The organism is Arthrobacter sp. ERGS1:01, from assembly GCF_001281315.1.
GTDB lineage: Bacteria > Actinomycetota > Actinomycetes > Actinomycetales > Micrococcaceae > Specibacter.
In genome coordinates this window covers 1155767-1177941 of record NZ_CP012479.1, presented here as the reverse complement: position 1 = coordinate 1177941, position 22175 = coordinate 1155767, and the positions used below count along the sequence as shown (strand labels likewise).

Genomic DNA, 22175 nt, shown 5'->3' with positions numbered 1-22175 from the left:
GGTTAACGCGGAAAGCACGGCTTGGCGGAAAACAAATTCCCGCCAAGCCGTGCTTCTCACGCTGTTCTACAAGATTACGCGGTGGGCCAGGGGCCGACCTTTTCCTTGTTCAGCGGAACGCCGGCAGCGTCCTTGCCAATGTCGGAAAGGTCCCCGACTTTGTGGGCCTTGACCAGGTTCGTCGAACCGGCCTGTCCGGGAGGGGAACCGGCGGCGATGACGACCATGTCGCCAACCTCCACGAGGCCCTTCTCCAACAGGGTGTGGTCAACCTGCTCGGTCATCGCGTCGGTGTGGGCCACCATGGGCACCAGAACCGGCTCGATGCCCCAGGTCAGTGCCAGCTGGTTGCGGACCTGCTCCACCGGGGTGAAGGCAAAGACCTGCTTGGACGGGCGCAGGCGGGACAGGCGGCGGGCGGAGTCGCCCGACTGCGTGAACGTCGCAATGAACTTGGCGTCCAGCTGGTCGGCGATCTGCACGGCTGCTGCCGTGATGACGCCGCCGCGGGTCCGCGGCTCGGAGCCGAGGCTCGGGATGCGCTTGAGGCCGTCCTTCTCGGTGGCCTCGATGATGCGGGCCATCGTCTTGACGGTCTCGATCGGGAACGCACCAACGCTGGTCTCGCCGGAGAGCATGACTGCATCCGCGCCGTCGAGCACGGCATTGGCGCAGTCGGAAGCCTCGGCGCGCGTGGGGCGCGGGTTTTCGATCATGGATTCGAGCACCTGCGTGGCGACGATGACCGGCTTGGCCCAGCGGCGTGCCATTTCAACACAGCGCTTCTGCACCAGCGGCACGTCTTCGAGCGGCAGCTCGACACCCAGGTCGCCACGGGCCACCATGATCGCGTCAAACGCGTCGACGATGGCTTCGAGGTTGTCCACGGCCTGCGGCTTCTCGATCTTGGCGATCACGGGCACGCGGCGCCCGGCCTCGTCCATGATCTCGTGCACGCGCTTGATGTCCACGGCATCGCGGACGAAGGAGAGGGCAACCAGGTCCACGCCGCACTCAAGTGCCCAGCGGAGATCGTCCTCGTCTTTTTCGCTCAGCGCGGGCACGTTGACGGCCACGCCGGGCAGGTTGATGCCCTTGTTGTTGGACACCTTTCCGGGAACGATGACCTCGGTGACCACCTTGACGTCGTCAACGGCGGTGGCGCGAACGGACACCTTGCCGTCGTCGATCAGCAGGACATCGCCGGGCTTGACGTCTTCGGTCAGCGACTTCAGGGTCGTGGAGCAAATGTCCTTGGTGCCGGGAACGTCTTCGGTGGTGATCGTGAAGACATCGCCAACGGCCAGGTCGTAGCCGGTGCCATTGGCGAAGCGGCCCAGGCGGATCTTCGGACCCTGGAGGTCGGCCATGATGGCGACGGGCTTGCCGAGTTCGGCAGCAGCCTTGCGCACGTTGTCAAAGGTGTTCTGGTGCACGGTGTAATCGCCGTGGCTCATGTTCATGCGGGCAACGTTTACGCCCGCGTCCAGTACGGCAAGTGTGTTCTCGTAGCTGGCGATGGCCGGCCCGAAAGTGGCCACAATTTTTGCGCGTCTCAATTTACCTACCTATTGGTGTGGTTGACATTAAAATCTTGGATCCCGCCTCCAGCCTAGCGCGTTGTTACATCACACTGATAGCCGAGTCACTGGGTGAGACGGGCGCATCCAGGTTGGTCTCCCCCATCAGGTACTTGTCCACCGCGGCGGCGCAGGCGCGCCCCTCGGCGATGGCCCACACGATCAACGATTGCCCGCGTCCGGCATCCCCCGCGGCAAACACGCCCGGGCGGCTGGTCATGTAATACCCGTCACGGTTCACGTTGGAACGGGCATCCAATTCCACGGGCAACTGGTGCGTCAGCTCCGCGGTCTCCGGGCCGGTGAAGCCCAGCGACAGGAACACCAGGTCCGCCGGGATGATCCGCTCGGTGCCCTCCCGGGGCACGCGCCGGCCGTCCAGGTACTCGGTTTCGGCGATCTTCAACCCGGTCAGCACGCCGTTGTCGCCCAGGAACTCGACGGTGGAGGCCAGGTAGCTGCGCTCTCCGCCTTCCTCGTGGGCGCTGGCCACCTCGAACAGGTTCGGGAAGGTGGGCCACGGCTGGTTGGCCGTGCGCTCCATGGGGGGCTGCTTGCCGATGGCCAGGGTGGTGACCGATGCCGCTTCCTGGCGGTGGGCCGTGCCCAGGCAGTCGGCACCGGTATCGCCGCCGCCCAGGATCACCACGTGCTTGCCCTTGGCGTTGATCTGCCCGTCCACGACGTCCCCGGCGACCACCTTGTTGGCCTGGACCAGGTACTCCATGGCGAAATGGACGCCGGTCAGGGCCCGGCCCGGGATGGGCAGGTCGCGGGGCACCGTGGCGCCCGTGGTGACCACGACGGCGTCGTAACGGCGGCGCAGCTCCTCCCAGCCAATGTCCTTGCCGACCTCGACGCCGGTGCGGAAGCGGGTGCCCTCGGCCGTCATCTGCTCCAGGCGGCGGTCGAGCTTTTCCTTCTCCAACTTGAAGTCGGGGATGCCGTACCGCAGCAGGCCGCCGATCCGGTCGTCGCGTTCATACACGGCCACGGTGTGTCCGGTGCGGGTCAGCTGCTGGGCCACGGCCAGGCCGGCGGGGCCGGAGCCGACAACGGCGACGGTCTTGCCGGTCAGGCGGGCCGGCGGCAGGGGCTGGACCCAGTCGGCCTCGAACGCCTCGTCGATGATGGAGACCTCGACCTGCTTGATGGTCACCGCGGGCTGGTTGATGCTCAGCACGCAGGCGCTTTCGCACGGTGCCGGGCAGAGCCGGCCGGTGAATTCGGGGAAGTTGTTGGTGGCGTGCAGGCGCTCAATGGCCTCCTGGCCCTTGTCGCGCCAGGTGAGGTCGTTCCACTCCGGGATCAGGTTGCCCAAGGGACAGCCCTGGTGGCAGAACGGCACGCCGCAGTCCATGCAACGACCGGCCTGCGACTTCAGCACGCCCTTCTGCTGCGCCTCGTACACTTCCTTCCAGTCCATGATGCGGACCGGGACGGGCCGCCGGGTCTGGGTGATGCGTTCACGTGTCTTCAAAAAACCGCGGGGATCAGCCACCGGTCACCTCCAGGATTTTCTGCCAGACGGTGTCGCCGTCCGGGTCCTCGCCCAGCTCGGCTGCTGCCAAGCGGGTTTCCAAAACTGCTGCATAGTCGCGCGGGAGCACCTTGGTCAGGCGCGCCACGGTCGCCGGGAAGTTCTCCAGCAGGGCTTGCGCCACGGCCGAGCCCGTCTCCTCCTGGTGCCGCGCCAGGAGCGTACGGACCAGGTCCGTGTCGCCGTCGTCGAGTGGCAAGAGGGACAGCTCGCCCGATTCGAGCGCCTGCTTGTTGACGCTGCTGGCTGCAAGGTCCAGCACATACGCCGTGCCGCCGGACATGCCGGCACCAAAGTTGCGTCCCACGGAGCCCAGGATCAGGGCCCGGCCGCCGGTCATGTATTCACAGCCGTGGTCGCCGATGCCTTCGACGACGGCCGTGGCGCCGGAGTTGCGCACCAGGAAGCGTTCGCCCACCTGGCCGCGCAGGAACATTTCACCGCTCGTGGCGCCGTAGCCGATCACGTTGCCGGCAATGACGTTATCCGCCGCGGTGAACGTGTTGGCCCGGTCCGGCTGCACCGTGATGCGTCCTCCGGAGAGGCCCTTGCCCACGTAGTCGTTGGCGTCGCCGAAGAGCCGCAACGTGATGCCGGCCGGCAGGAACGCGCCGAGCGACTGCCCGGCTTGTCCGGTCAGCGTCACGTCGATCGTGTCCGGGCCCAGGACGTCGATGCCGAACGTCTTGGTGACGTTGTAGCCGAGCAGGGTGCCCACGGAACGGTCCGTGTTGACCACGGGCACGCTGATCCGCACCGGGGCGCGGTCGCTGAGCGCCTCGGCGCTCATGCTGATCAGCTGCTGGTCGAAGTGCTTCTCCAGCTCATGGTTTTGCGTGGTGGTGTTGCGCACCGGCGTCCCGGCGGCCACCCCGGCGTCGGAAATGATGGGGCTCAGGTCCAGGCCCTCGGTCTTCCAGTGGTCCACGGCCTTGCGGACATCCAGCACGCCGGCCTGGCCAATGGCCTCCTCGAGCGTACGGAACCCGAGTTCGGCGAGGATCTCGCGGACCTCCTCGGCCAGGAACTCAAAGAAGTTCACCACGAATTCGGGCTTGCCACTGAACCGCTTGCGCAGCTCCGGGTTCTGCGTGGCGACACCCACGGGGCAGGTGTCCAGGTGGCAGACGCGCATCATGACGCAGCCGGATACCACCAGCGGCGCCGTCGCGAAACCATATTCCTCGGCGCCAAGCAGTGCGGCGACCACCACGTCGCGGCCGGTCTTCAACTGACCGTCCACCTGCACCACCACGCGGTCACGCAGCCCGTTCAGGCGCAGCGTCTGCTGGGCCTCGGCCAGGCCGAGCTCCCACGGCATGCCGGCGTGCTTGAGCGAGTTCAGCGGGCTGGCGCCGGTGCCGCCGTCGTGCCCGGAAACCAGGACGACGTCGGCCTTGGCCTTGGTCACGCCGGCCGCCACCGTGCCGATCCCCATTTCGGAGACGAGCTTGACGTGCACCCGGGCTGACGGGTTGGCGCGCTTGCAGTCGTAGATGAGCTGCGCCAGGTCCTCGATCGAGTAGATGTCATGGTGCGGCGGCGGGGAGATCAAGCCGACGCCGGGCGTGGAGTGCCGGGTTTCGGCGATCCACGGGTAGACCTTCTTGGCCATGAGCTGGCCGCCCTCGCCGGGCTTGGCGCCCTGGGCCATCTTGATCTGGATGTCTGTCGCGTTACTCAGGTACAGGCTCGTGACGCCGAAGCGGCCCGAGGCGACCTGCTTGATGGCGGAGCGGCGCTCCGGATCCAGCAGGCGGTCCACGTCTTCGCCGCCCTCCCCCGTGTTGGACTTGGCGCCCAAACGGTTCATGGCGATGGCCAGGGTCTCGTGCGCCTCCTGGGAGATGGAGCCATAGCTCATGGCACCCGTGGAGAATCGCTTGACGATGGAGCTGACCGACTCCACCTCCTCCAGCGGCACGGACGGGCGGACACCGTTCCTGAATTCCAGCAGGCCGCGGAAGGTCATCAGCTTGTTCGACTGGTCGTCGATGCCCTGCGTGTACTTCTTGAAGATGTCGTAGCGGCGTTCGCGGGTGGCGTGCTGCAGGCGGAACACGGTGTCCGGGTTGAACAGGTGCGGTTCACCGTCGCGGCGCCACTGGTATTCGCCGCCGCCCTGGAGGGGGCGGTGCGGGACGTCGACGCCGTCCACCGGGTAGGCCAGCGTGTGCCGGGCCGCCACCTCCTTGGCGATGACGTCGAGGCCGACGCCGCCGAGCTGGGAGACGGTGCCGGTGAAGTATTCATTGACAAGCTTCTGCGACAGGCCCAGCGCCTCGAAGGTCTGGGCGCCGCAGTAGGAGGCCACCGTGGAGATGCCCATCTTGGACATGATCTTCAATACGCCCTTGCCCAGGCCCTTGATCAGGTGTGCAACACCCTGTTCGGGCGTGACGCCGGTGACGTCGCCGTTGCGGATGAGTTCCTCAACGGATTCCATGGCCAGGTAGGGGTTGACTGCGGCGGCGCCGAAGCCGATCAGCACGGCCACGTGGTGGACCTCGCGGACGTCGCCGGCCTCCACCACCAGGGAGATCTTGGTGCGGTTGGCGCTGCGCAGCAGGTGGTGGTGGACGGCGCTGAGCAACAGCAGGGACGGGATGGGCGCCCAGGCGGCCGAGGAATCCCGGTCCGAGAGCACCACGTACTGCACGCCGCGGTTGATGGCGCCGGAAACCTGCTCACAGATTTCGGTGAGGCGGGAGCGCAGGGCTGCCTCGCCGCCGTCGAACTTGTACAACCCGCGCACCTTCATGGCGATGAGCTCTCCGCCCGTGCCATCCGCGGCGGCGGGGGTTTCGATGTTGGCGATCTTCGCCAGCTCGTCATTGTTGATGACGGGGAACGTCAGGGCCACCTGCGGCATGCGCACCTTGGCACGCGAGAGCAGGTTTCCCTGCGGGCCGATGGTCGTGTTGAGGGAGGTGACGAGTTCCTCGCGGATGGCGTCCAGCGGCGGGTTGGTCACCTGGGCGAAGGACTGCACGAAGTAGTCGAACAGCAACCGGGGCCGCTTGGACAGCACGGCGACGGGAGTGTCGGTGCCCATGGCGCCCAGCGGCTCGCCGCCGGTCTGGGCCATGGGGCCGAGCAGGATCTTCAGTTCCTCGGTGGTGTAGCCAAACGTGCGCTGGCGGTGGACCACGGAGGCGCTCGTGTGGACCACGTGCTCACGCTCGGGCAGCTCGGCGAGGCGGATCGTGTTTTCCTTGACCCAGTCGGCCCAGGGGTTGGCCGCGGCCAGCTGGGACTTGACTTCCTCGTCGCGGATGAGGCGGCCGTTCTCTGTGTCGACGACGAACATCTTGCCGGGGGCAACGCGGCCCTTCTCGACGATCTTTTCCGGGGCGATCTCCAGCACGCCTACCTCGGAGGCGAAGACGACCAGGCCGTCGTCGGTGACCCAGTAACGGCAGGGGCGCAGTCCGTTGCGGTCCAGGGTGGCGCCCACCTGGGTGCCGTCGGTGAAGGACACGGCGGCCGGGCCGTCCCACGGTTCCATCATGAGCGAGTGGTACTCGTAGAAGGCCTTGCGGTCGGGGTCCATCGTGGCGTGGTTTTCCCAGGCCTCCGGGATCATCATCATGATGGCCTCGGTGATGGGGCGGCCGGAGAGCCACAGGAGCTCGGCCACCTCGTCGAAGGATGCCGAGTCGGAGGCTCCCGGCGTGCAGATCGGGAACAGTTCCTCGGGTGAATCGCCCAGCAGCTTGTGCGAGAGCGTGGACTGGCGGGCGCGCATCCAGTTCCGGTTGCCCTTGACCGTGTTGATCTCGCCGTTGTGGGCGATGGCACGGAACGGCTGGGCCAGCGGCCAGGACGGGAAGGTGTTGGTGGAGAAGCGCGAGTGCACGATCGCGAGGCGGGTCTTGAAGCGGGCGTCGGAGAGGTCCGGGTAGAACGGTTCCACCTGGGCCGTGGTCAGCATGCCCTTGTACACAATGGTCTTGGAGGACAGGGATGGGAAGTACACGCCGAACTTGTGCTGGGCGCGCTTGCGCAGGCGGAAGGCCTTCGCATCGAGGGCGTTGACCTCGCGGCGGGACAGTTCCGCGGCCGGGCCGTCAATGGCGACGAACAGCTGGCTGAAGTGCGGCATGCAGTCGCGGGCGCTGGCTCCGACCAGTTCGGCGACGACGGGCACCTCGCGCCAGCCCAGGACGGTGAGGCCTTCACGTTCGGCGAGCGATTCCAGCCCCGCCTTCGTGGCGGCCAGTTCCCTGGCTTCGGTGGGCAGGAACGCGGTTCCCACGGCGTAGTTGCCCTCCGCGGGCAGCTCAAAGCCCGTCACGGCGCGGAAGAACTCGTCGGGGACCTGGGTCAGGATGCCGGCGCCGTCGCCGGTTCCCTCGTCGGCACCGACGGCGCCGCGGTGTTCGAGGTTGCGCAGGGCCACCAGGGCCTGCTGGACAATGTCGTGTCCGGGCGTGCCGCGCAGGGTGGCCACGATGGCCAGGCCGCAGGCGTCCTTCTCGGCTTCCGGGCGGTACAGGCCGGCCTGGGCCGGCATGGACGCAAAGCGGGTAAAGGGTGAAACCACCTCTGCCGAGGGTGCACCGGCGGCATCGCGGGTGGTGGCGGGCGGTTGTGAAGATCGAGTCATGACGGTGAAGTCCTTCCCCTGGTCGAGCGTGGACGGGGACGACGCTGGCCCTTGGGCTTCCGGGACGGGATTCCCGAAAACCAGTGATGGATCGCTGCCACCCGAGGGGCCGGTGGAGAAACTGTGGCTCCACCGGTTCGCGATTGTGGCAATCACACTCGAAAGTTCATTTCCTAGTGCAAGTGCACAAAACGCCGTGTGAATGACACACGACGCCCTTTGCGCGGCGTTTTTCACTATATAAGGGGGTCATGGGTGGTGAATACATTGATCTTGCATCATGAACGGATATGCACGATCAGTAATGAAAATCGCGAATCCAAGTCCGCAACACCCCCAAAGCTGCGGGATTTCCGGACCGCCGTGGCACGTGGCGGCACTAGAGCCGGGAGGGGAAGGCCGAGCGGCGCCCGTAGATCGTCAACAAGAACGTGATCGCTCCACAGCCGATCATGACGACCGGCAGGACAAGCCCGTCAAACCGGGTCAGCAGCGCGGCGCCGAGAATGCCGGCCACGAAGATCGCAATATTGAAGGCCACCGGAAGGAAGGAATTTGCGACATCCGAGTCCTGCCCTCCCGCGCTCGTCAGCGCGGCCTGGAGCTGTGCGGCCGCCCCGCCGAAGGTAAGACCCCACAGGACGGTGGCGATAATGATTGCGGGAGGTGATGCGTGGCCGAAGAGGAGCACGAAGCCTGCGGCAATGAACACGGCAACGCTGCCGTGCAGCAGGGGGCGCGGGTGCCGATCGAGAAATGCCCCCGTGACGGCGATTCCGGCAATGGAGGACACCCCGAAGATGAAGAGTTGGACATCGGGGGTGAGCCCGCTGCCCGCCGCACGCAAGTAGGGAGCGATGTAGGTGTAGATGGTGTTGTGGGCAAGCATCCACGTGAAGATGACGGCCAGGATTGTTGCCACCCCGGGGATCCGGAACACGCGCGCTACGGGAAGCCGGGACTTCCCGCGTTGGCCTTCGGCATCCGGGGAAACCAGCGCGATGAACACCCCGGCGAGCAGGGCGACCACCGTGAGACCGACAAAGGGCAATCTCCAATTGAAAGTGGCTCCGAGCCATGAACCCAGCGGCGTCCCGAGCGCGAAGCCCACAGGTGCGCCGGTGGAAACAATCGACAGGGCGAGGCCCGCGTGGCGGGGCGGACTTATCTTGCGCCCGTAGGCGGCAAGCATCCCCCAGATGATCCCGGAGAAGGCGCCCGCGACGAAGCGTGAGATGAGCAACAGAGTCACGTCGCTGCTGATCGCGGTGGCGCTGTTGGCCAGGGCCAGGCCCGCGACGGACGCGAGCAGCAAAGGCTTCCGCCGCATCGCCCGGGTCACGGAAATCGCTGGAATGGTGACAATGACCGTGCCAAGGGCATACATGCTGACAAAGAGTCCGACGGTTCCTTCGCTGACGCGCAGCCCCGTCGCAATCACGGGCAGCAGGCCGGCCGGCATGGTCTCCATCGCAACAAGCACAAATCCGATAGAGGCCAGGACGATCAACGTCGCGATCGGAAGGCGGCGCCCTGTTTCGGTGGCGATGCGTGATGGTGCGTGGGTGACAGTTTCCATGGGGCTCATCTCGTGTCGGGGAATGCGGGTGGTGGAAGGTGGAGGGCACCTCGACGGCGCGGGACGCGGGGCGCTCCTTCATCGGCTGATGGGTGGTCAATTCAGTAAATCCTCGAAGCTTTGGCAGCGGGAGTCCCTGTCAAGGGGTGTACCAGCAGGGAACCCCACCGGGAATCGGCGCGAGGTAGTGTCATTGGCATGAACACCCAATCCGAAGTGCGCGCATTCCTGATGTCCCGGCGCGCAAAAGTGACCCCGGAGATGGCCGGGCTTCCCCCAGGCTCGAACCGGCGGGTGGCAGGGCTGCGCCGCATCGAGGTGGCGGTCCTTGCCGGCGTCAGCGTCGAGTACTACGCCAAGCTTGAACGGGGCGCGATCGCCGGAGCGTCGTCGTCGGTCCTCGACGCGATCGCCCGCGCACTCCAACTCACCGACACCGAGCGGACCCACCTTTACGACCTGGCCCGTGCCGCCGACGGTGCCCCGTTCTCGGGACGGCAGCGCCGCCGTGCCAGCAAGAACGCCGTGAACCGCCCAAGCCTGCAGTGGGCGCTGGACACCATCACGAATGGCATCGCTTTTGTCCGTGACCACCAGCAGAACCTGCTCGCCACTAACGAGCTGGGCCGCGCGTTCTATTCACCGGTCATCGGCGACAGCGGGCGGACCCCCAACCTCGCCCGCTTCCAGTTCCTTGACCCCGCGTCCCGGGACTTCTACCCGGACTGGGAGCTGTTCGCGGGGATGTGCGTGGCCATCATGCGGGCCGAGGCCGGGCGCGACCCCAACGACAAGGGCCTCCAGGACCTCGTGGGCGAACTCTCCACCCGCAGCGACACCTTTCGAAAGCTCTGGGGTGCGCACGACGTTCGCCGCCATGGCACCGGCACAAAACGGTTCAACCATCCCGTCGTCGGCGAACTCACCCTGGCGTACGAAGAACTCGCCATCACCGCGGACCCCGGCCTTGTCTTCATGATCTACACAGCGGAGCCGGGATCGCCCAGCGCGGAACGGCTGCAGTTGCTTGCCAGCTGGGCAGCAACCGGCGCCATCGCCACCTGAGCCAGGGCCGACGCCCCGCAGCTAAGTGGCTGACGCGGGTACGCAAAAGGCGGCCCCGGGAAAATCCGGAGCCGCCTTTGCCGTGCGCGCGGCCGCTTGTTAACGGCCCGTTCCTGAACGCTTAGGGTTCGGTCTTCTCCCGACCGTTGCCGTCCGCGTCGGACGACGTGCCTTCGTCACCGGGTGATTCGGGCGCGGTGTCCGCGGCCGACGGCGGCACCCGGGTGTCGCCGTCGTCGTTCCCGGCAACGGGATCGGCCGAGCCGGCCTCCACGCCGCCGGCGGCCACGAGCGCCCGCTCGCGCCCGGGCAGGAACACGGAGTCGCTGACCTTCTCGCGGCGCACGAACGTCAGAAGCAGGAACACCACCAGGGCCCCCAGGAACACGAACAGGGCGGTCCAGACGTTCAGGCGGGTGGTGATGCCGAAGAAGGTGATTTGTTCGGCGGCGTCGATACGCAGCAATTCAATCCAGAAGCGGCCAGCCGTATAGACCATGGCGTAGAGCAGGAACAGGCGCCCGCGGCGGAGCCGGAACTTCCTGTCCAGGAGCAGCAGCACGGCCACGCCCAGCAGGTCCCAGATGCACTCGTACAGGAACGTGGGCTGGAACAGGGTGTCCGGGCTGAAGCCCGAGGGGACAAACTGCGGGGAGACGCTCAGGCCCCAGGGCAGCGTGGTGGGCCCGCCAAAGAGTTCCTGGTTGAAGTAGTTGCCCCACCGGCCGATGGCCTGGGCCAGCAGGATGCCCGGCGCCGCGGCGTCGATGAACGAGGAGAGCTTCACGCCGGCGCGGCGGCAGCCGATCCAGGCACCCACCACGCCCAGCACCACGGCACCCCAGATGCCCAGGCCGCCCAACCAGATCTGCGGGATCAGGGCAAGGTTGCCCGTGCCGTTGAAGCCGGGACCGAAATAGGCGTCCGGGGAGGAGAACACGTGGTACAGCCGGCCGCCGATGATCCCGAACGGGATGGCCCAGATGGCGATGTCCCAGATGGAACCCTCGGGCCCCCCGCGACGCTTCCACCGCGTATTGGTCAGCCAGAGTGCGGCGACAATGCCCAGCAGGATGCACAGGGCGTAGGCGTGGACTCGCAGCGGGCCAAGGTTGAAACCGGACCAGGTGGGCGCCGGGATGGAGGTCGCCAACGACGCCGCCAGGGCATGGGGGAAGGTTGCGGTGATCACTGGTGTTTAAGCTCCCAGGGTGGACGTGGCGGAATCGACGACGTCGAAGCCGGTGCTCAGTTCCTTGGCCAGCGCGCCGACGGCGGCCACGCCGCCGTCACGCAACGCTGCGACGAGGGCCGTGCCGACGATCACGCCGTCGGCGTAGGCGGCGATCTCACGCACATGCTCGGGGCGGGACACGCCCAGGCCCACGCAGGCGCGTTCTGCGCCGGCGGCATGGGCGGCGGCAACCACGGCCTCGGCGGCACTGGACACCGAGGTCCGTGCGCCGGTGACGCCCATGATGGACACGGCGTACACGAAGCCGCGGCTGGCCTCGACGGTCATGGCCACGCGTTCCGGCGTGGACGACGGCGCCACCAGGAACACCCGGTCCAGGCCGTACTTGTCCGAGGCGGCAAACCATTCGGCGGCCTCATCGGGGATGAGGTCGGGGGTGATGAGCCCGGCTCCCCCGGCCTCGGCCAGGCGGCGGGAGAACTCGTCGACGCCCATGCGGTCCACCGGGTTCCAGTACGTCATGACCAGCACGGCGGCGTCCGTCTCCGCTGTGACCGCGGCGACGATCTCGAAGACGTCCCTGACCCGGAAACCGTTGGAGAGTGCCTGCGTGGTGGCGGCCTGGATGACGGCGCCGTCCATGACGGGGTCCGAGTACGGGATGCCGATCTCAATGATGTCGGCACCGTTGCGGGCCAACGCGATCGCGGCATCGATCGACGTCTGCTTGTCCGGGAAACCGGCGGGCAGGTACGCGATCAGGGCCTTGCGGCCGGCCGCCTTGGCGCGGTCGATCGCGGCGGCGGACTTGCTGGCAATGACCGGCTGTGCCGGCGTCGACTCACTCATGGGTGGCATCCTCTGCGTTCTCATCGGCCGCCGGTGCTGCGCCCTTGGCCGTGCGGGTGGACAGCGTGGTGCCCTTGACGTGGCCCTCGTCGTCGAGCATGCCGAACCAGGCGGCAGCCGTTTCAACGTCCTTGTCGCCGCGGCCGGAGAGGTTGACGATGATGACGACGTCGGACGGCTCGGCCACACCCTCGGTGAGGCGTTGGCCCACCTTGATGGCGCCGGCCAGGGCATGCGAGGACTCGATGGCCGGGATGATGCCCTCGGTCTGGCTCAGCAGCCTGAACGCGTCCATGGCCTCGGCGTCGGTGATGGGCTCGTATGCCACGCGTCCGATGTCGGACAGGTAGGAGTGCTCGGGCCCGACGCTGGGGTAGTCGAGGCCGGCCGAGATGGAATGGGACTCGACGGTCTGGCCGTCGTCGTCCTGCATCAGGTAGGAACGCGCGCCGTGCAGCACGCCGGGACGGCCCAGGGTGATGGCGGCCGCGTGGCGGCCGGTTTCGACGCCGTCGCCGCCTGCCTCAAAGCCGTAGATCTTTACGGAGGGATCGTCCAGGAACGCGTGGAACAGCCCGATCGCGTTGGAGCCACCGCCGATGCAGGCACACAGGGCGTCCGGGAGCCGGCCGACCTGCTCAAGGATCTGCCCGCGGGCCTCCTCGCCGATGACCTCGTGGAAAAAGCGGACCATGGCCGGGAACGGGTGGGCGCCGGCGACGGTACCGAGCACGTAGTGGGTGGTTTCCACGTTGGCCACCCAGTCGCGCAGGGCGTCGTTGATGGCGTCCTTGAGCGTCTGGGAGCCGTTGGTCACGGGCACCACGGTGGCGCCGAGCAACTGCATGCGGGCCACGTTCAAAGCCTGCCGGCGGCAGTCCTCGGCGCCCATATAGACAACGCATTCCAGTCCGAGCAGGGCCGCGGCCGTGGCACTGGCAACGCCGTGCTGGCCGGCACCGGTCTCGGCGAGGATGCGGGTCTTGCCCATGCGCTTGGCCAACAAGACCTGGCCCAGCACGTTGTTGATCTTGTGCGAACCGGTGTGGTTCAGGTCCTCGCGCTTGAGGAAGACGCGGGCGCCGCCGGCGTGGGCGCTGAAGCGCTTGGCCTCGGTGAGCAGCGACGGGCGTCCGGAATAGTTCTTGTTCAGCTCCGCGATCTCGGCCAGGAACTCGGGATCGACCTTCGCTTTTTCGAAGGTTTCCTCAAGCTCGTCCAGGGCGGCGATGAGGGATTCGGGCATCCAGCGCCCGCCGTAGCTGCCAAAGTAGGGGCCCGGCGCGTGGCGCAGGGAGTGCTCCGGGGTGGGCTCGCCGGTGCCGCGCATTCCGGCCAAAAACGCCGTCGCGGGATCCGTCATGTCTGCGGGTTCTGAAGACGAAGCCGTGGGCTCATGGGCCATCAGTTCCACCGTCCTGTTCGTGTTGTTTCGAAAGCGAATAAGTCGTTAGTGTGCCGGTGGAACCGATGGCGGCTTAGCGGGAGCTGATGGCCAGCGCGCCGGCGGCCTTGAACTCCGTAATGCGTTCCAGCGGGGTGGCGTCGGTGACGAGGGCCTCGCCCACGAGGATCGCGTTGGCGCCGTGGAGGGCGTAGTGCGTGACGTCGTCGGCGTCGCGGACGCCGGATTCGGCCACCACCACGGGCCCAGCCGGGATGGTTCCGGAAAGTGCGGCAAACACGCCGCGGTCCACGTCGAGGGTCTTCAGGTTGCGGACGTTGATGCCGATGATCCTGGCGTCAATGGCCACGGCCCGGGCGATTTCCTCGGCCGTGTGGGTTTCGACGACGGCGTTCATGCCCAGTTCGTGGGTCAGCGCCAGGTACTCGCGCAGTTCCTCATCGGTCAGCGCGGCCACGATCAGCAGCACCAGGTCGGCGCCGTGGGCACGGGCCTCCCAGATCATGTAGGGATCGCAGGTGAAGTCCTTGCGCAGGACGGGGATGCCCACGGCGGCCCGGACGGCGTCGAGATCGGCCAGCGAACCGCCGAAGCGGCGTTCCTCGGTCAGCACGCTGATGACGGAGGCTCCGCCGTCGCTGTACTGCCGGGCCAGGGCGGCGGGGTCGGCGATGCCGGCGAGGTCGCCCTTGGACGGGCTGCGGCGCTTGACCTCCGAGATGACCTTGAGGTCATCGCGGACGGACTCGTTGCCGCCCAGGGCGGCAAACGCGTCAATGGCCGGAGCCGCCGCCCGCGCCCGCTCCTGGATCTCGGCCAGGCTGACGACCGCCATGCGGGCGTCAAGGTCTTCCCTGACGCCGGCAATGATGTCCTGCAGAACGGTCACGATTAGTGGCCGGTGTTCTTCAGCTTGCTTCCGCCCACGCCGTAGCCGGCGGACCGCAGGACCAGGCCAAGGACGATACCCACGGCGATGACGCCCACGCCGACCCAGAACAGGATCGTGGCGGATTCGCCGATGAGGAAGGCGATGCAGCCGATGATGGTGCCGACCAGCATGACGGCTACGCAGGTCCAGGCCGCCGGGCTGTTGCCGTGTCCCAGTTCGATGCTGTGGTCAACGGCATCGTGCACGCTGACGGTCGAGGACGGGGTGGCCGACTTGTTGCTCATGGTGAATCTCCCTTTGATGCGGATACTGCAATACATTCTGCCATTAGTTGTTGGTGGAAGCCGAAACCGGCACTCCCCCGTAAATACATGCCGTTGCTAGAGGGTTGGATCGTCGCCGCGGCTGAGGCTGTCCCAGCTGTCGATCTCATCCAGGGGGCTGCCGTCGTTGACCGCGGCGGCCCTGTTGGCGGCGGCGTCGTACTTGCTTTTGACGCTCCAGCGGCGGCCAAAGACCAGGATCAGTGCCGCCGCGACGGCCAGCACGGCGGCCGCGACGATGGCGGCCACCGGGAACCAGGTGGTGCTGGCGTTGCTGGCCACGCCGACGACGCCGGTCGCCTTGCCCACCTGGGCCATGGCGGCATCCGAGGGGCTGGCCAAAATGCCCGCGACGACGGCGATGATCCCGGCCGCGCCGAGCAGGACGATGGCGCCGGTGATGACCCGGGCGATCTTGCCGGCGATCGTGGCGGCCAGCGCCCCGGCCAGGGCCACGAGGGCCAGGGCCGAGACGGCGACGGCAGCCTTGTTGCCGGGGATATTCAGGTCGGACTGCTGCACCGGGCCCTGCGCGAACGACACATGGATCCAGGTTTGCGTGGTGGTGCCAAAGACAGCCAGGGCGGCCACCACCGCGAGCAGGATCAGCGTCGACTTGCGCTGCCAGGCCGGAGTGGCGGACGTGGGCCGGCGCGCGTTCATGCCCGGCTCCCGACGGCCTGCGAGCCCGCATAGTCGCCAAGGTCGCGCAGGGACGCTGCGGCGTGCACGGCCCGCAACGGGGCGGCCGCCTTGTTCACCGTCTCCAGCGCCTCGGTCTCGTTGACGGAGTCCGCGACGATGCCGCCGCCGGCCTGGACGTAGGCCTTGCCGTCGAGCAAAAGCGCGGAACGGATGGCGATCGCCATGTCCATGTCGCCGGCAAAGTCCAGGTAGCCCACCACGCCGCCGTAGATGCCGCGGCGGTGCGGTTCAAGCTCGTCCAGAAGTCGCAACGCGCGCGGTTTGGGTGCGCCGGACAGCGTGCCTGCCGGGAATGTTGCGGCCAGGACGTCGTAGGCGTTCTTGTCGTCGCTGAGCGTGCCCACCACGGTGGAGACCAGGTGCATGATGTGGCTGAACCGCTCCACCTCCATGAACTGGGTGACGTCGACGGTGCCGGGCTTGCACACCTTGGAGAGGTCGTTCCGGGAAAGGTCCACGAGCATCAGGTGCTCGGAGCGTTCCTTCGCGTCGGCCAGCAGGTCCTGGGCGAGGAATTTGTCCTCCTCGACCGTCTTGCCGCGTGGCCGGGAACCGGCGATGGGGTGGGTGATGACCTCGTCGCCAATGACACTGACCAGGGCCTCGGGCGAGGACCCTACAATCGAGTACGGCTTGCCGTTGGCGTCCGCAAAGCTGTACAGGTACATGTACGGGCTGGGGTTCGTGTTGCGCAGCACCCGATAGACGTCCAGGGCGGTGGCGTTGGTGGCCATTTCAAAGCGGCGCGAGATGACCACCTGGAACACCTCGCCGTCCACGATCGCTTCCTTGCCGCGGTCAATGGCGGCCAGGTACTCGCTGCGGTCCCAGCGTTCCTGCACGCTGTCGGCGAAGCTGGCGGCCGGCACGTCCATGACGGACATGGGCTGTGCGGCGGGGGTGCGCAGCTGCTCAACCATGGAACGGACGCGGGCCACGGCGTCGTGCCAGGCGTCGTCGACGTTCTCGTCGGTGCCGTTGATGTTGATGGCGTTGGCGATCAACAGCACGGAGCCTTCCGTGTTGTCGTGCACGGCCATGTCGGAGACCAGGTTCAGGGCCAGTTCGGGCAGGTGCAGGTCATCGGGCGGCGGTGACGGCAGCTTTTCCCAGTGCCGCACGGACTCCCATCCCACAAAGCCGACCAGGCCCGAGGTGAAGGGCGGCAGGCCCTCGAAGCGTTCGGTCGCCAGCAGCTTCAGCGTCGCCTCCATGGCGGCCACCGGGTTTCCGTCCAGGGGCACGCCCACGGGCGGCTCACCCTGCCAGCAGGCGGCGCCGTCGTTGGTGGTCAGCGTGGCCCGCGAACGGACGCCGATGAAGGAATAGCGGGACCAGACGCCGCCCACGGCGGCGGACTCCATCAGGAACGTGCCGGGCGCCTCGGCGGCCAGGCTCCGGTACAGCCCGATCGGCGTTTGGGCGTCGACCAGGACCTTCAGGCGGACGGGGACCACGCGGCGGGTCCGGGCCAGTTCGCGGAACTCGTCGAGTGTGGGGCTGATGACACCTAGATCTTGCATGAAATGAGTGTTCTTTCCTTCAAGCGGGCGGGTGATACGGCGGTGGGGGTCAGGAGTCGCGCTGACCGGTGACGGCGGCGAGTTCGCGGCCGTCAAAGCAGCTGCGGGTTCCCGTGTGGCAGGCGGCGCCAACCTGGTCGACCTCCACCAGCAGGGCGTCGCCGTCGCAGTCAAGCGCCACCGACTTCACGAACTGCACGTGGCCGGAGGTGTCCCCCTTGCGCCAATATTCCTGCCGGGAGCGCGAATAGAACGTCACGCGTCCGCTGCTCAGGGTCCGGCGCAGGGCCTCGTCATCCATCCAGCCCAGCATGAGCACCTCGCGGGTATCGAATTGCTGGACGACGGCGGCCACCAGCCCTGCGGGGTCACGCTTCAGCCGGGCGGCAACGTCCTCGGCCAGCCCGGGGGCGGGCGGCGTAAGGAGGGCATCGCTGCCGGTCGTGGCGGATTCGGGCTGGGGTTCTGGGATGTGCTGCATCAGTGCCAATTCTAGTGCCAGAATCCAGCCCGGCGCGGCCACCCGGGGCTTCCCGGGGACGCATTCACGAACATGGCCGCACATTCCGGCGGTTCCACGTGCCAACGGGCACCAATACATGCTAATTTCACAAGTGATGCAATTTGTAGAGCCATCCCGTGAAGTCCTCGCCGAGACCCTGCTGGCCGCCGGTCCGGGAGCGGCAACACTGTGTGCCGGATGGCGGACCCAGGAATTGGCCGCACACCTTTACCTGCGCGAACACAGCGCCAAAGTGGGCCTGGGCCTGGTGGTCAAACCCTGGAACAAGGTCTCCGAAAAAGCAACGGCCCGATTGGCCGCCGAGGCGTCGACTCCGGAGTCGTTCGCGGACCTCGTCCAGAAGTTCCGCAACGGCCCGCCCAAACTTTCCCCCATGGCCCTGCGCGCCGTGGACCACAGCGCGAACCTCGTCGAATTCTTCGTGCACACCGAGGACATCCGCCGCGCCACCGACCGCTGGGCGCCCCGCGCCCTCGATCTGGAGTACTCGGAGGCACTCTGGGCCGAGCTGGTCAAGCGGGCCGCGATCCTGTACCGCGGCGTGGACCTGGGAGTTGTCCTGGTGAGCCCGGCAGGGCCGCGTCACGTGGCCAAGCGGGCCCCCGTCTCGGTGGCCATCATCGGCGAACCGGGCGAGCTGCTCATGCACGCCAATGGGCGGACCGGCCAGGCCCTGGTCTCCTTCGAGGGCCGGCCCGACGCCGTCGCACTCCTGCAGACCGCACCCGTCGGGTTCTAAGGCTTCAGCAAACCGAAGAGGAGATGCACATGGGAACGCCTGACTGGGGTGCCGGCGGCACCAAGGAATCGCCCTGGGCGCTGTCCACCCCGCCCGGAACCTCCGAATACACCATGTACCGCGACGAGGCCGCCGATCCGCCGGAGCTCGTCTGCACCGTGGGCAAAACCGTCCTGAAGTACCGGCTGGAGATTGTCGCCGACCTCGCCGCGATGCTCAAGGAGCACGGCGACTGGATCGAGCTGGGCAGCGCCGACGAACAAAAACCCGCCAAGGACGGCACCGTCGAGGCGTGGGGCCGGGCCGAAAGCAACCCCGTGGGCGGCTGGTACGGGCTCAAGAAGGGCTATCGCGGACGCGTGGGCATGTACCTGCCGCCGCTCCTGGAGGCCCTTGGCCTGGCCGAACTCGAACACAATCCGCGCAACAACCGGATGCGCGCGCTCTAAACGGCATCAAAACGGTTGAGGGCCCAGATAATGAACTGGTCCCCGAATGTTGGACTTGGTAAATAAGAGTCTAGGTAGCGAGTGCCTGGGCCCGGTATTCCATCGGGCTCAGGCACTCGAGTGTTAACGAGATGCGGTCTTTGTTGTACCAGCGGATGTAGTCCTCGAGTTCAGTGATGAAGCTTTCGGGGCTGGTGTGTTCTTGGTGGTGGAACATCTCTTCTTTTAAGTGTCCGAAGAAGTTCTCCATCACTGAGTTATCCAGGCAATTGCCCTTGCGGGACATCGATTGGGTCATGCCGGCGTTGCTGAGCAGCTTCTGCCAGCTGGCGTGTTGGTACTGGAATCCTTGGTCCGAGTGCACCATTGGTGCCTCACCCGGTCCCAGAGTGCTGATCGCCTCGCTGAGCGATCGGTTGGTGAAGGCCGTGTTGGGCGACTCGGAGACCGCGAAGGAGACCACGGAGCGGTCGAACAGGTCCATGACCGGGGAGAGGTAGACCTTGCGGTCCGCGACCTTGAACTCGGTCACATCGGTCACCCACGTCAGGTTCGGTGCCGCGGTGACGAACTGGCGCTTGAGTAGGTTTTCAGCGATCTTGCCGACCTGGCCCTTGTAGGAGGAATACCTGCGGCGACTGCTGCGGACCTTGCAGACCAGATTCTCGGCGCGCATCAGCTTTAACACGGTCTTCTTCGCCACCTGCCATCCCTGGCGGCGCAGGAACGCATGGATGCGTCGGTGCCCGTAGCGGCCCTTGGCCTCGGTGAAGACCTCGTGGATCCGGGCACGGAGTTCTGCGTGCCGGTCAGGGGCCGTGAGCGCGGCCTGGCGGTGGAAGAACGTAGAGCGGGGCAGCCCGGCCGCGGCCAGGAGCAGGGGCAAGGGGTGAGAGGCCCTGAGGGCGATCACGGCGCTAACCTTCAACGCGGTGGTTGGTTCCTCAGGGCCCGTACTTTTTTTAGGTAGGCATTCTCGGCCTGCAACCGCTGGTTCTCAAGGCGCAGCTTCTCAAGCTCGCTAACCTCGGTAGGCAATTGGTCCACGGCGGTGTGTGGGCGGCCCCTCGGCCGGGGCTTGAGAGCGTCCTCACCGTCCTGGCGATACCGCCGAACCCAGCTTTGAACGAGTTTCGGCGAACTCAAGTGATACAACTGGGCCAGTTCCGTCGATGTTGCTTCAGCAGCGAGGAACTGACGAACCACCTTGATCTTGAACTCAAATGAATACGCTGGCACAGCCGGTCGTCTATCCAAAGCGGCCCTACCCCAAATCTTGAAACGTTGCTCCAAGCGCTTACAGGCATCCCTGCTGACCTGCAGCCGAGAAGAAACCGCACCATAGCCGAAGCCTTCCTCGAACAACCCTATGGCAGCAACCCGCTGCCGAGCACTCAACGAACTCCGCGAATCCATAAAAAACTCCCCGAAAGTAAGGAACCGAATTAATCAGTCCAACTTTCGGGGAGCAGTTCATAATCCGAAGATTATCTGGGCCCTCAACCGTTTTGGCGTTAGCGGACTTCGTAGCCGGCGTCGCGGATTGCCGCTTTGACGTCGGCAATCGCGTTGTCCGGGCCGAAGTGGAAGATCGACGCCGCCAGCACGGCGTTGGCGCCGGCCGCCACGGCGGGCGGGAAATGCTCGGGCTTGCCAGCACCGCCGGAGGCGATGATCGGCACGTGCACGGCGGCGCGGACCAGCCGGATGAGCTCCAGATCGAAGCCCTCCTTGGTGCCGTCGGCATCGATGGAGTTCAGCAGGATCTCCCCCACACCGCGGTCGGCGGCCTGGCGCGCCCATTCGATCGCGTCGATGCCGGTGCCCTTGCGGCCACCATGCGTGGTGACCTCGAAGCCCGACGGCGTGTTGCTGTCCCGGGTGCGCCGCGCGTCAAGGCTGAGCACCAGCACCTGGGAACCGAAGCGCCGGGTGATCTCGTCGATGACGTCGGGGCGGGCGATCGCGGCCGTGTTGATGGAGGCCTTGTCGGCCCCGCACCGCAGCAGCTTGTCGACGTCGGAAACCTCGCGGACTCCCCCGCCCACGGTCAGCGGGATGAAGACCTGCTCGGCCGTGCGGGAGACGACGTCGAACGTGGTTTCCCGGTTGCCGGAGGACGCGGTGACGTCCAGGAACGTCAGCTCGTCGGCACCGGCACGGTCGTAACGTTGGGCCAGCTCCACCGGATCACCGGCATCGCGCAGGTTTTGGAACTTGACGCCCTTGACCACGCGGCCGGCGTCAACGTCGAGGCAGGGAATGACCCGGATGGCTACGCTCATGCTCTTCTCCTACTAGATGCGGCAGGCGTGGATGCTGCTGACGAGGATGGCACGGGCGCCCAACTCGTACAGCTCGTCCATGATCCTGTTGGTGTCCTTGGCGGAGACCATGGCGCGGACGGCGACCCAGTCGGAGTCGCGCAGCGGGGACACCGTGGGCGATTCCAGACCCGGGGTCAGCGCCGTGGCCTTCTCCATGAGGACCTTCGGCACGTCGTAGTCGAGCAGGACGTACTGGCGGGCCACGAGGACGCTGTGCAGGCGCCGGATCAGCACCTCCACGCCGGGGGGCGGGGTGACGCCGCGGCGCCCGATCAGCAGGGCTTCGGAGTTCAGGATGGGCTCGCCGAAGATTTCCATGCCGGCGGCCTTGAGCGTGCTGCCGGTTTCGACGACGTCGGCAATGGCGTCGGCCACGCCGAGGCGCACGGAGGATTCCACTGCCCCGTCCAGGCGGACCACCTTGGCGTTGATGCCCAGCTCGGCCAGGTATTCGCGCAGCAGGCCGTCGTAGCTGGTGGCCAGCCGCTTGCCCTCAAGCTCGGCGGCCGTCGTGAAGTGGCCTACCGGGCCGGCGAAGCGGAACGTGGAGGCGGCGAAGCCCAGCGGCAGCAGCTCGTCGGCGTCCACCTGGGCGTCCATGAGCAGGTCGCGGCCGGTGATGCCGACGTCGAGCGTGCCGGCACCGACGTAGACGGCGATGTCGCGGGGGCGGAGGAAGAAGAATTCGACGTTGTTGTCCGGGTCGACCATGACCAGTTCGCGGCTGTCGCGGCGTTGGCGGTAACCGGCCTCGGCGAGCATGGCGGAGGCGGCTTCGGACAGGGCACCCTTGTTGGGGACGGCAACTCTAAGCATGGGAAGGTTCTTTCAGGTCAGTTACGGCAAAGGGGCGGCACCCGCGGCGGGCGCCG

At 66.7% G+C, this 22175-nt stretch carries 18 protein-coding genes; 3 read left to right on the top strand and 15 right to left on the bottom strand.

Annotated features, from left to right (window positions below; genetic code table 11):
* Positions 1-74: 74 nt before the first annotated feature.
* The 4 genes from pyk to AL755_RS09190 all read right to left on the bottom strand — a co-directional run bounded on the left by pyk (position 75) and on the right by AL755_RS09190 (position 9308).
* On the bottom strand, positions 75-1559 hold the full coding sequence (pyk, locus tag AL755_RS09205; protein ID WP_054010747.1) for a pyruvate kinase: 1485 nt from the start codon (positions 1557-1559) through the stop codon (positions 75-77).
* A gap of 64 nt (positions 1560-1623) precedes the next feature.
* Positions 1624-3081 carry a glutamate synthase subunit beta gene (locus AL755_RS09200; RefSeq protein WP_054010746.1) on the bottom strand — a complete coding sequence of 486 codons (1458 nt, stop codon included), beginning with the start codon at positions 3079-3081 and terminating at the stop codon, positions 1624-1626.
* Positions 3074-7636 carry a glutamate synthase large subunit gene (gene gltB, locus AL755_RS09195; protein WP_237762704.1) on the bottom strand — a complete coding sequence of 1521 codons (4563 nt, stop codon included), beginning with the start codon at positions 7634-7636 and terminating at the stop codon, positions 3074-3076. The genes AL755_RS09200 and gltB overlap by 8 nt, the downstream gene beginning before the upstream one ends.
* Positions 7637-8108: 472 nt before the next feature.
* Positions 8109-9308, bottom strand: coding sequence for an MFS transporter (locus AL755_RS09190; RefSeq protein WP_054010745.1), 1200 nt, complete (start codon positions 9306-9308; stop codon positions 8109-8111).
* 198 nt (positions 9309-9506) lie between these two features.
* On the opposite strand from AL755_RS09190, the gene AL755_RS09185 reads away from it, so the two are divergent.
* The gene (locus AL755_RS09185; protein ID WP_054010744.1) at positions 9507-10373 is read left to right on the top strand and encodes a helix-turn-helix transcriptional regulator; all 867 of its coding nucleotides are present in this window, start codon (positions 9507-9509) and stop codon (positions 10371-10373) included.
* A gap of 121 nt (positions 10374-10494) precedes the next feature.
* On the opposite strand, the gene lgt is transcribed toward AL755_RS09185, so the two are convergent.
* From lgt to hisI, 8 genes are all read right to left on the bottom strand, one after another.
* A complete protein-coding gene (lgt, locus tag AL755_RS09180; protein ID WP_237762641.1) occupies positions 10495-11565 on the bottom strand; it encodes a prolipoprotein diacylglyceryl transferase in 1071 nt (356 codons plus the stop codon).
* A 6-nt stretch (positions 11566-11571) separates the two neighbouring features.
* The gene (gene trpA, locus AL755_RS09175) at positions 11572-12417 is read right to left on the bottom strand and encodes a tryptophan synthase subunit alpha (protein WP_054010743.1); all 846 of its coding nucleotides are present in this window, start codon (positions 12415-12417) and stop codon (positions 11572-11574) included.
* Positions 12410-13822: a tryptophan synthase subunit beta gene (gene trpB, locus AL755_RS09170; protein WP_445290499.1), complete on the bottom strand. Its 1413-nt coding sequence runs from the start codon at positions 13820-13822 to the stop codon at positions 12410-12412. Before trpB ends, trpA begins: the two co-directional genes overlap by 8 nt.
* A 73-nt stretch (positions 13823-13895) precedes the next feature.
* Positions 13896-14711, bottom strand: a complete 816-nt coding sequence (gene trpC, locus AL755_RS09165) for an indole-3-glycerol phosphate synthase TrpC (RefSeq protein ID WP_192841662.1) — start codon at positions 14709-14711, stop codon at positions 13896-13898.
* 2 nt (positions 14712-14713) lie between these two features.
* Positions 14714-14998, bottom strand: a complete 285-nt coding sequence (locus AL755_RS09160) for an HGxxPAAW family protein (protein WP_054010741.1) — start codon at positions 14996-14998, stop codon at positions 14714-14716.
* A 96-nt stretch (positions 14999-15094) separates the two neighbouring features.
* The gene (locus tag AL755_RS09155; RefSeq protein ID WP_054010740.1) at positions 15095-15700 is read right to left on the bottom strand and encodes a Trp biosynthesis-associated membrane protein; all 606 of its coding nucleotides are present in this window, start codon (positions 15698-15700) and stop codon (positions 15095-15097) included.
* The gene (locus AL755_RS09150) at positions 15697-17265 is read right to left on the bottom strand and encodes an anthranilate synthase component I (protein ID WP_054010739.1); all 1569 of its coding nucleotides are present in this window, start codon (positions 17263-17265) and stop codon (positions 15697-15699) included. Before AL755_RS09150 ends, AL755_RS09155 begins: the two co-directional genes overlap by 4 nt.
* A gap of 49 nt (positions 17266-17314) precedes the next feature.
* A complete protein-coding gene (hisI, locus tag AL755_RS09145) occupies positions 17315-17746 on the bottom strand; it encodes a phosphoribosyl-AMP cyclohydrolase (RefSeq protein ID WP_082369544.1) in 432 nt (143 codons plus the stop codon).
* Positions 17747-17882: 136 nt separating this feature from the next.
* On the opposite strand from hisI, the gene AL755_RS09140 reads away from it, so the two are divergent.
* Both AL755_RS09140 and AL755_RS09135 read left to right on the top strand, forming a co-directional pair.
* Positions 17883-18527 carry a TIGR03085 family metal-binding protein gene (locus tag AL755_RS09140; RefSeq protein WP_054010738.1) on the top strand — a complete coding sequence of 215 codons (645 nt, stop codon included), beginning with the start codon at positions 17883-17885 and terminating at the stop codon, positions 18525-18527.
* Positions 18528-18556: 29 nt separating this feature from the next.
* Positions 18557-18976: a DUF6855 family protein gene (locus AL755_RS09135; protein ID WP_054010737.1), complete on the top strand. Its 420-nt coding sequence runs from the start codon at positions 18557-18559 to the stop codon at positions 18974-18976.
* Between the two features lie 70 nt (positions 18977-19046).
* Here AL755_RS09135 and AL755_RS24540 read toward each other — a convergent pair.
* The 3 genes from AL755_RS24540 to hisG form a co-directional block, all read right to left on the bottom strand.
* A protein-coding gene (locus AL755_RS24540; protein ID WP_445290508.1) for an IS3 family transposase occupies positions 19047-20347 on the bottom strand; the annotation gives its coding sequence in 2 pieces (ribosomal slippage) (positions 19047-19930 and positions 19930-20347; 1302 coding nt in all).
* Positions 20348-20490: 143 nt separating this feature from the next.
* On the bottom strand, positions 20491-21261 hold the full coding sequence (hisF, locus tag AL755_RS09120; protein ID WP_054010736.1) for an imidazole glycerol phosphate synthase subunit HisF: 771 nt from the start codon (positions 21259-21261) through the stop codon (positions 20491-20493).
* 12 nt (positions 21262-21273) lie between these two features.
* Complete coding sequence (hisG, locus tag AL755_RS09115) at positions 21274-22119, bottom strand: ATP phosphoribosyltransferase (RefSeq protein ID WP_054010735.1); 846 nt, start codon at positions 22117-22119, stop codon at positions 21274-21276.
* Positions 22120-22175: the final 56 nt, after the last annotated feature.

Coding starts and splice junctions, on each gene's coding strand:
- gltB (WP_237762704.1), bottom strand. CDS start 7,636: ATGCCGGCCCAGGCCGGCCTGTACCGCCCGGAAGCCGAGAAGGACGCC.
- AL755_RS09190 (WP_054010745.1), bottom strand. CDS start 9,308: ATGGAAACTGTCACCCACGCACCATCACGCATCGCCACCGAAACAGGG.
- AL755_RS09185 (WP_054010744.1), top strand. CDS start 9,507: ATGAACACCCAATCCGAAGTGCGCGCATTCCTGATGTCCCGGCGCGCA.
- trpA (WP_054010743.1), bottom strand. CDS start 12,417: ATGAGTGAGTCGACGCCGGCACAGCCGGTCATTGCCAGCAAGTCCGCC.
- trpB (WP_445290499.1), bottom strand. CDS start 13,822: ATGGCCCATGAGCCCACGGCTTCGTCTTCAGAACCCGCAGACATGACG.
- AL755_RS09160 (WP_054010741.1), bottom strand. CDS start 14,998: ATGAGCAACAAGTCGGCCACCCCGTCCTCGACCGTCAGCGTGCACGAT.
- AL755_RS09155 (WP_054010740.1), bottom strand. CDS start 15,700: ATGAACGCGCGCCGGCCCACGTCCGCCACTCCGGCCTGGCAGCGCAAG.
- AL755_RS09150 (WP_054010739.1), bottom strand. CDS start 17,265: ATGCAAGATCTAGGTGTCATCAGCCCCACACTCGACGAGTTCCGCGAA.
- hisI (WP_082369544.1), bottom strand. CDS start 17,746: ATGCAGCACATCCCAGAACCCCAGCCCGAATCCGCCACGACCGGCAGC.
- AL755_RS09140 (WP_054010738.1), top strand. CDS start 17,883: ATGCAATTTGTAGAGCCATCCCGTGAAGTCCTCGCCGAGACCCTGCTG.
- AL755_RS09135 (WP_054010737.1), top strand. CDS start 18,557: ATGGGAACGCCTGACTGGGGTGCCGGCGGCACCAAGGAATCGCCCTGG.
- hisF (WP_054010736.1), bottom strand. CDS start 21,261: ATGAGCGTAGCCATCCGGGTCATTCCCTGCCTCGACGTTGACGCCGGC.
- hisG (WP_054010735.1), bottom strand. CDS start 22,119: ATGCTTAGAGTTGCCGTCCCCAACAAGGGTGCCCTGTCCGAAGCCGCC.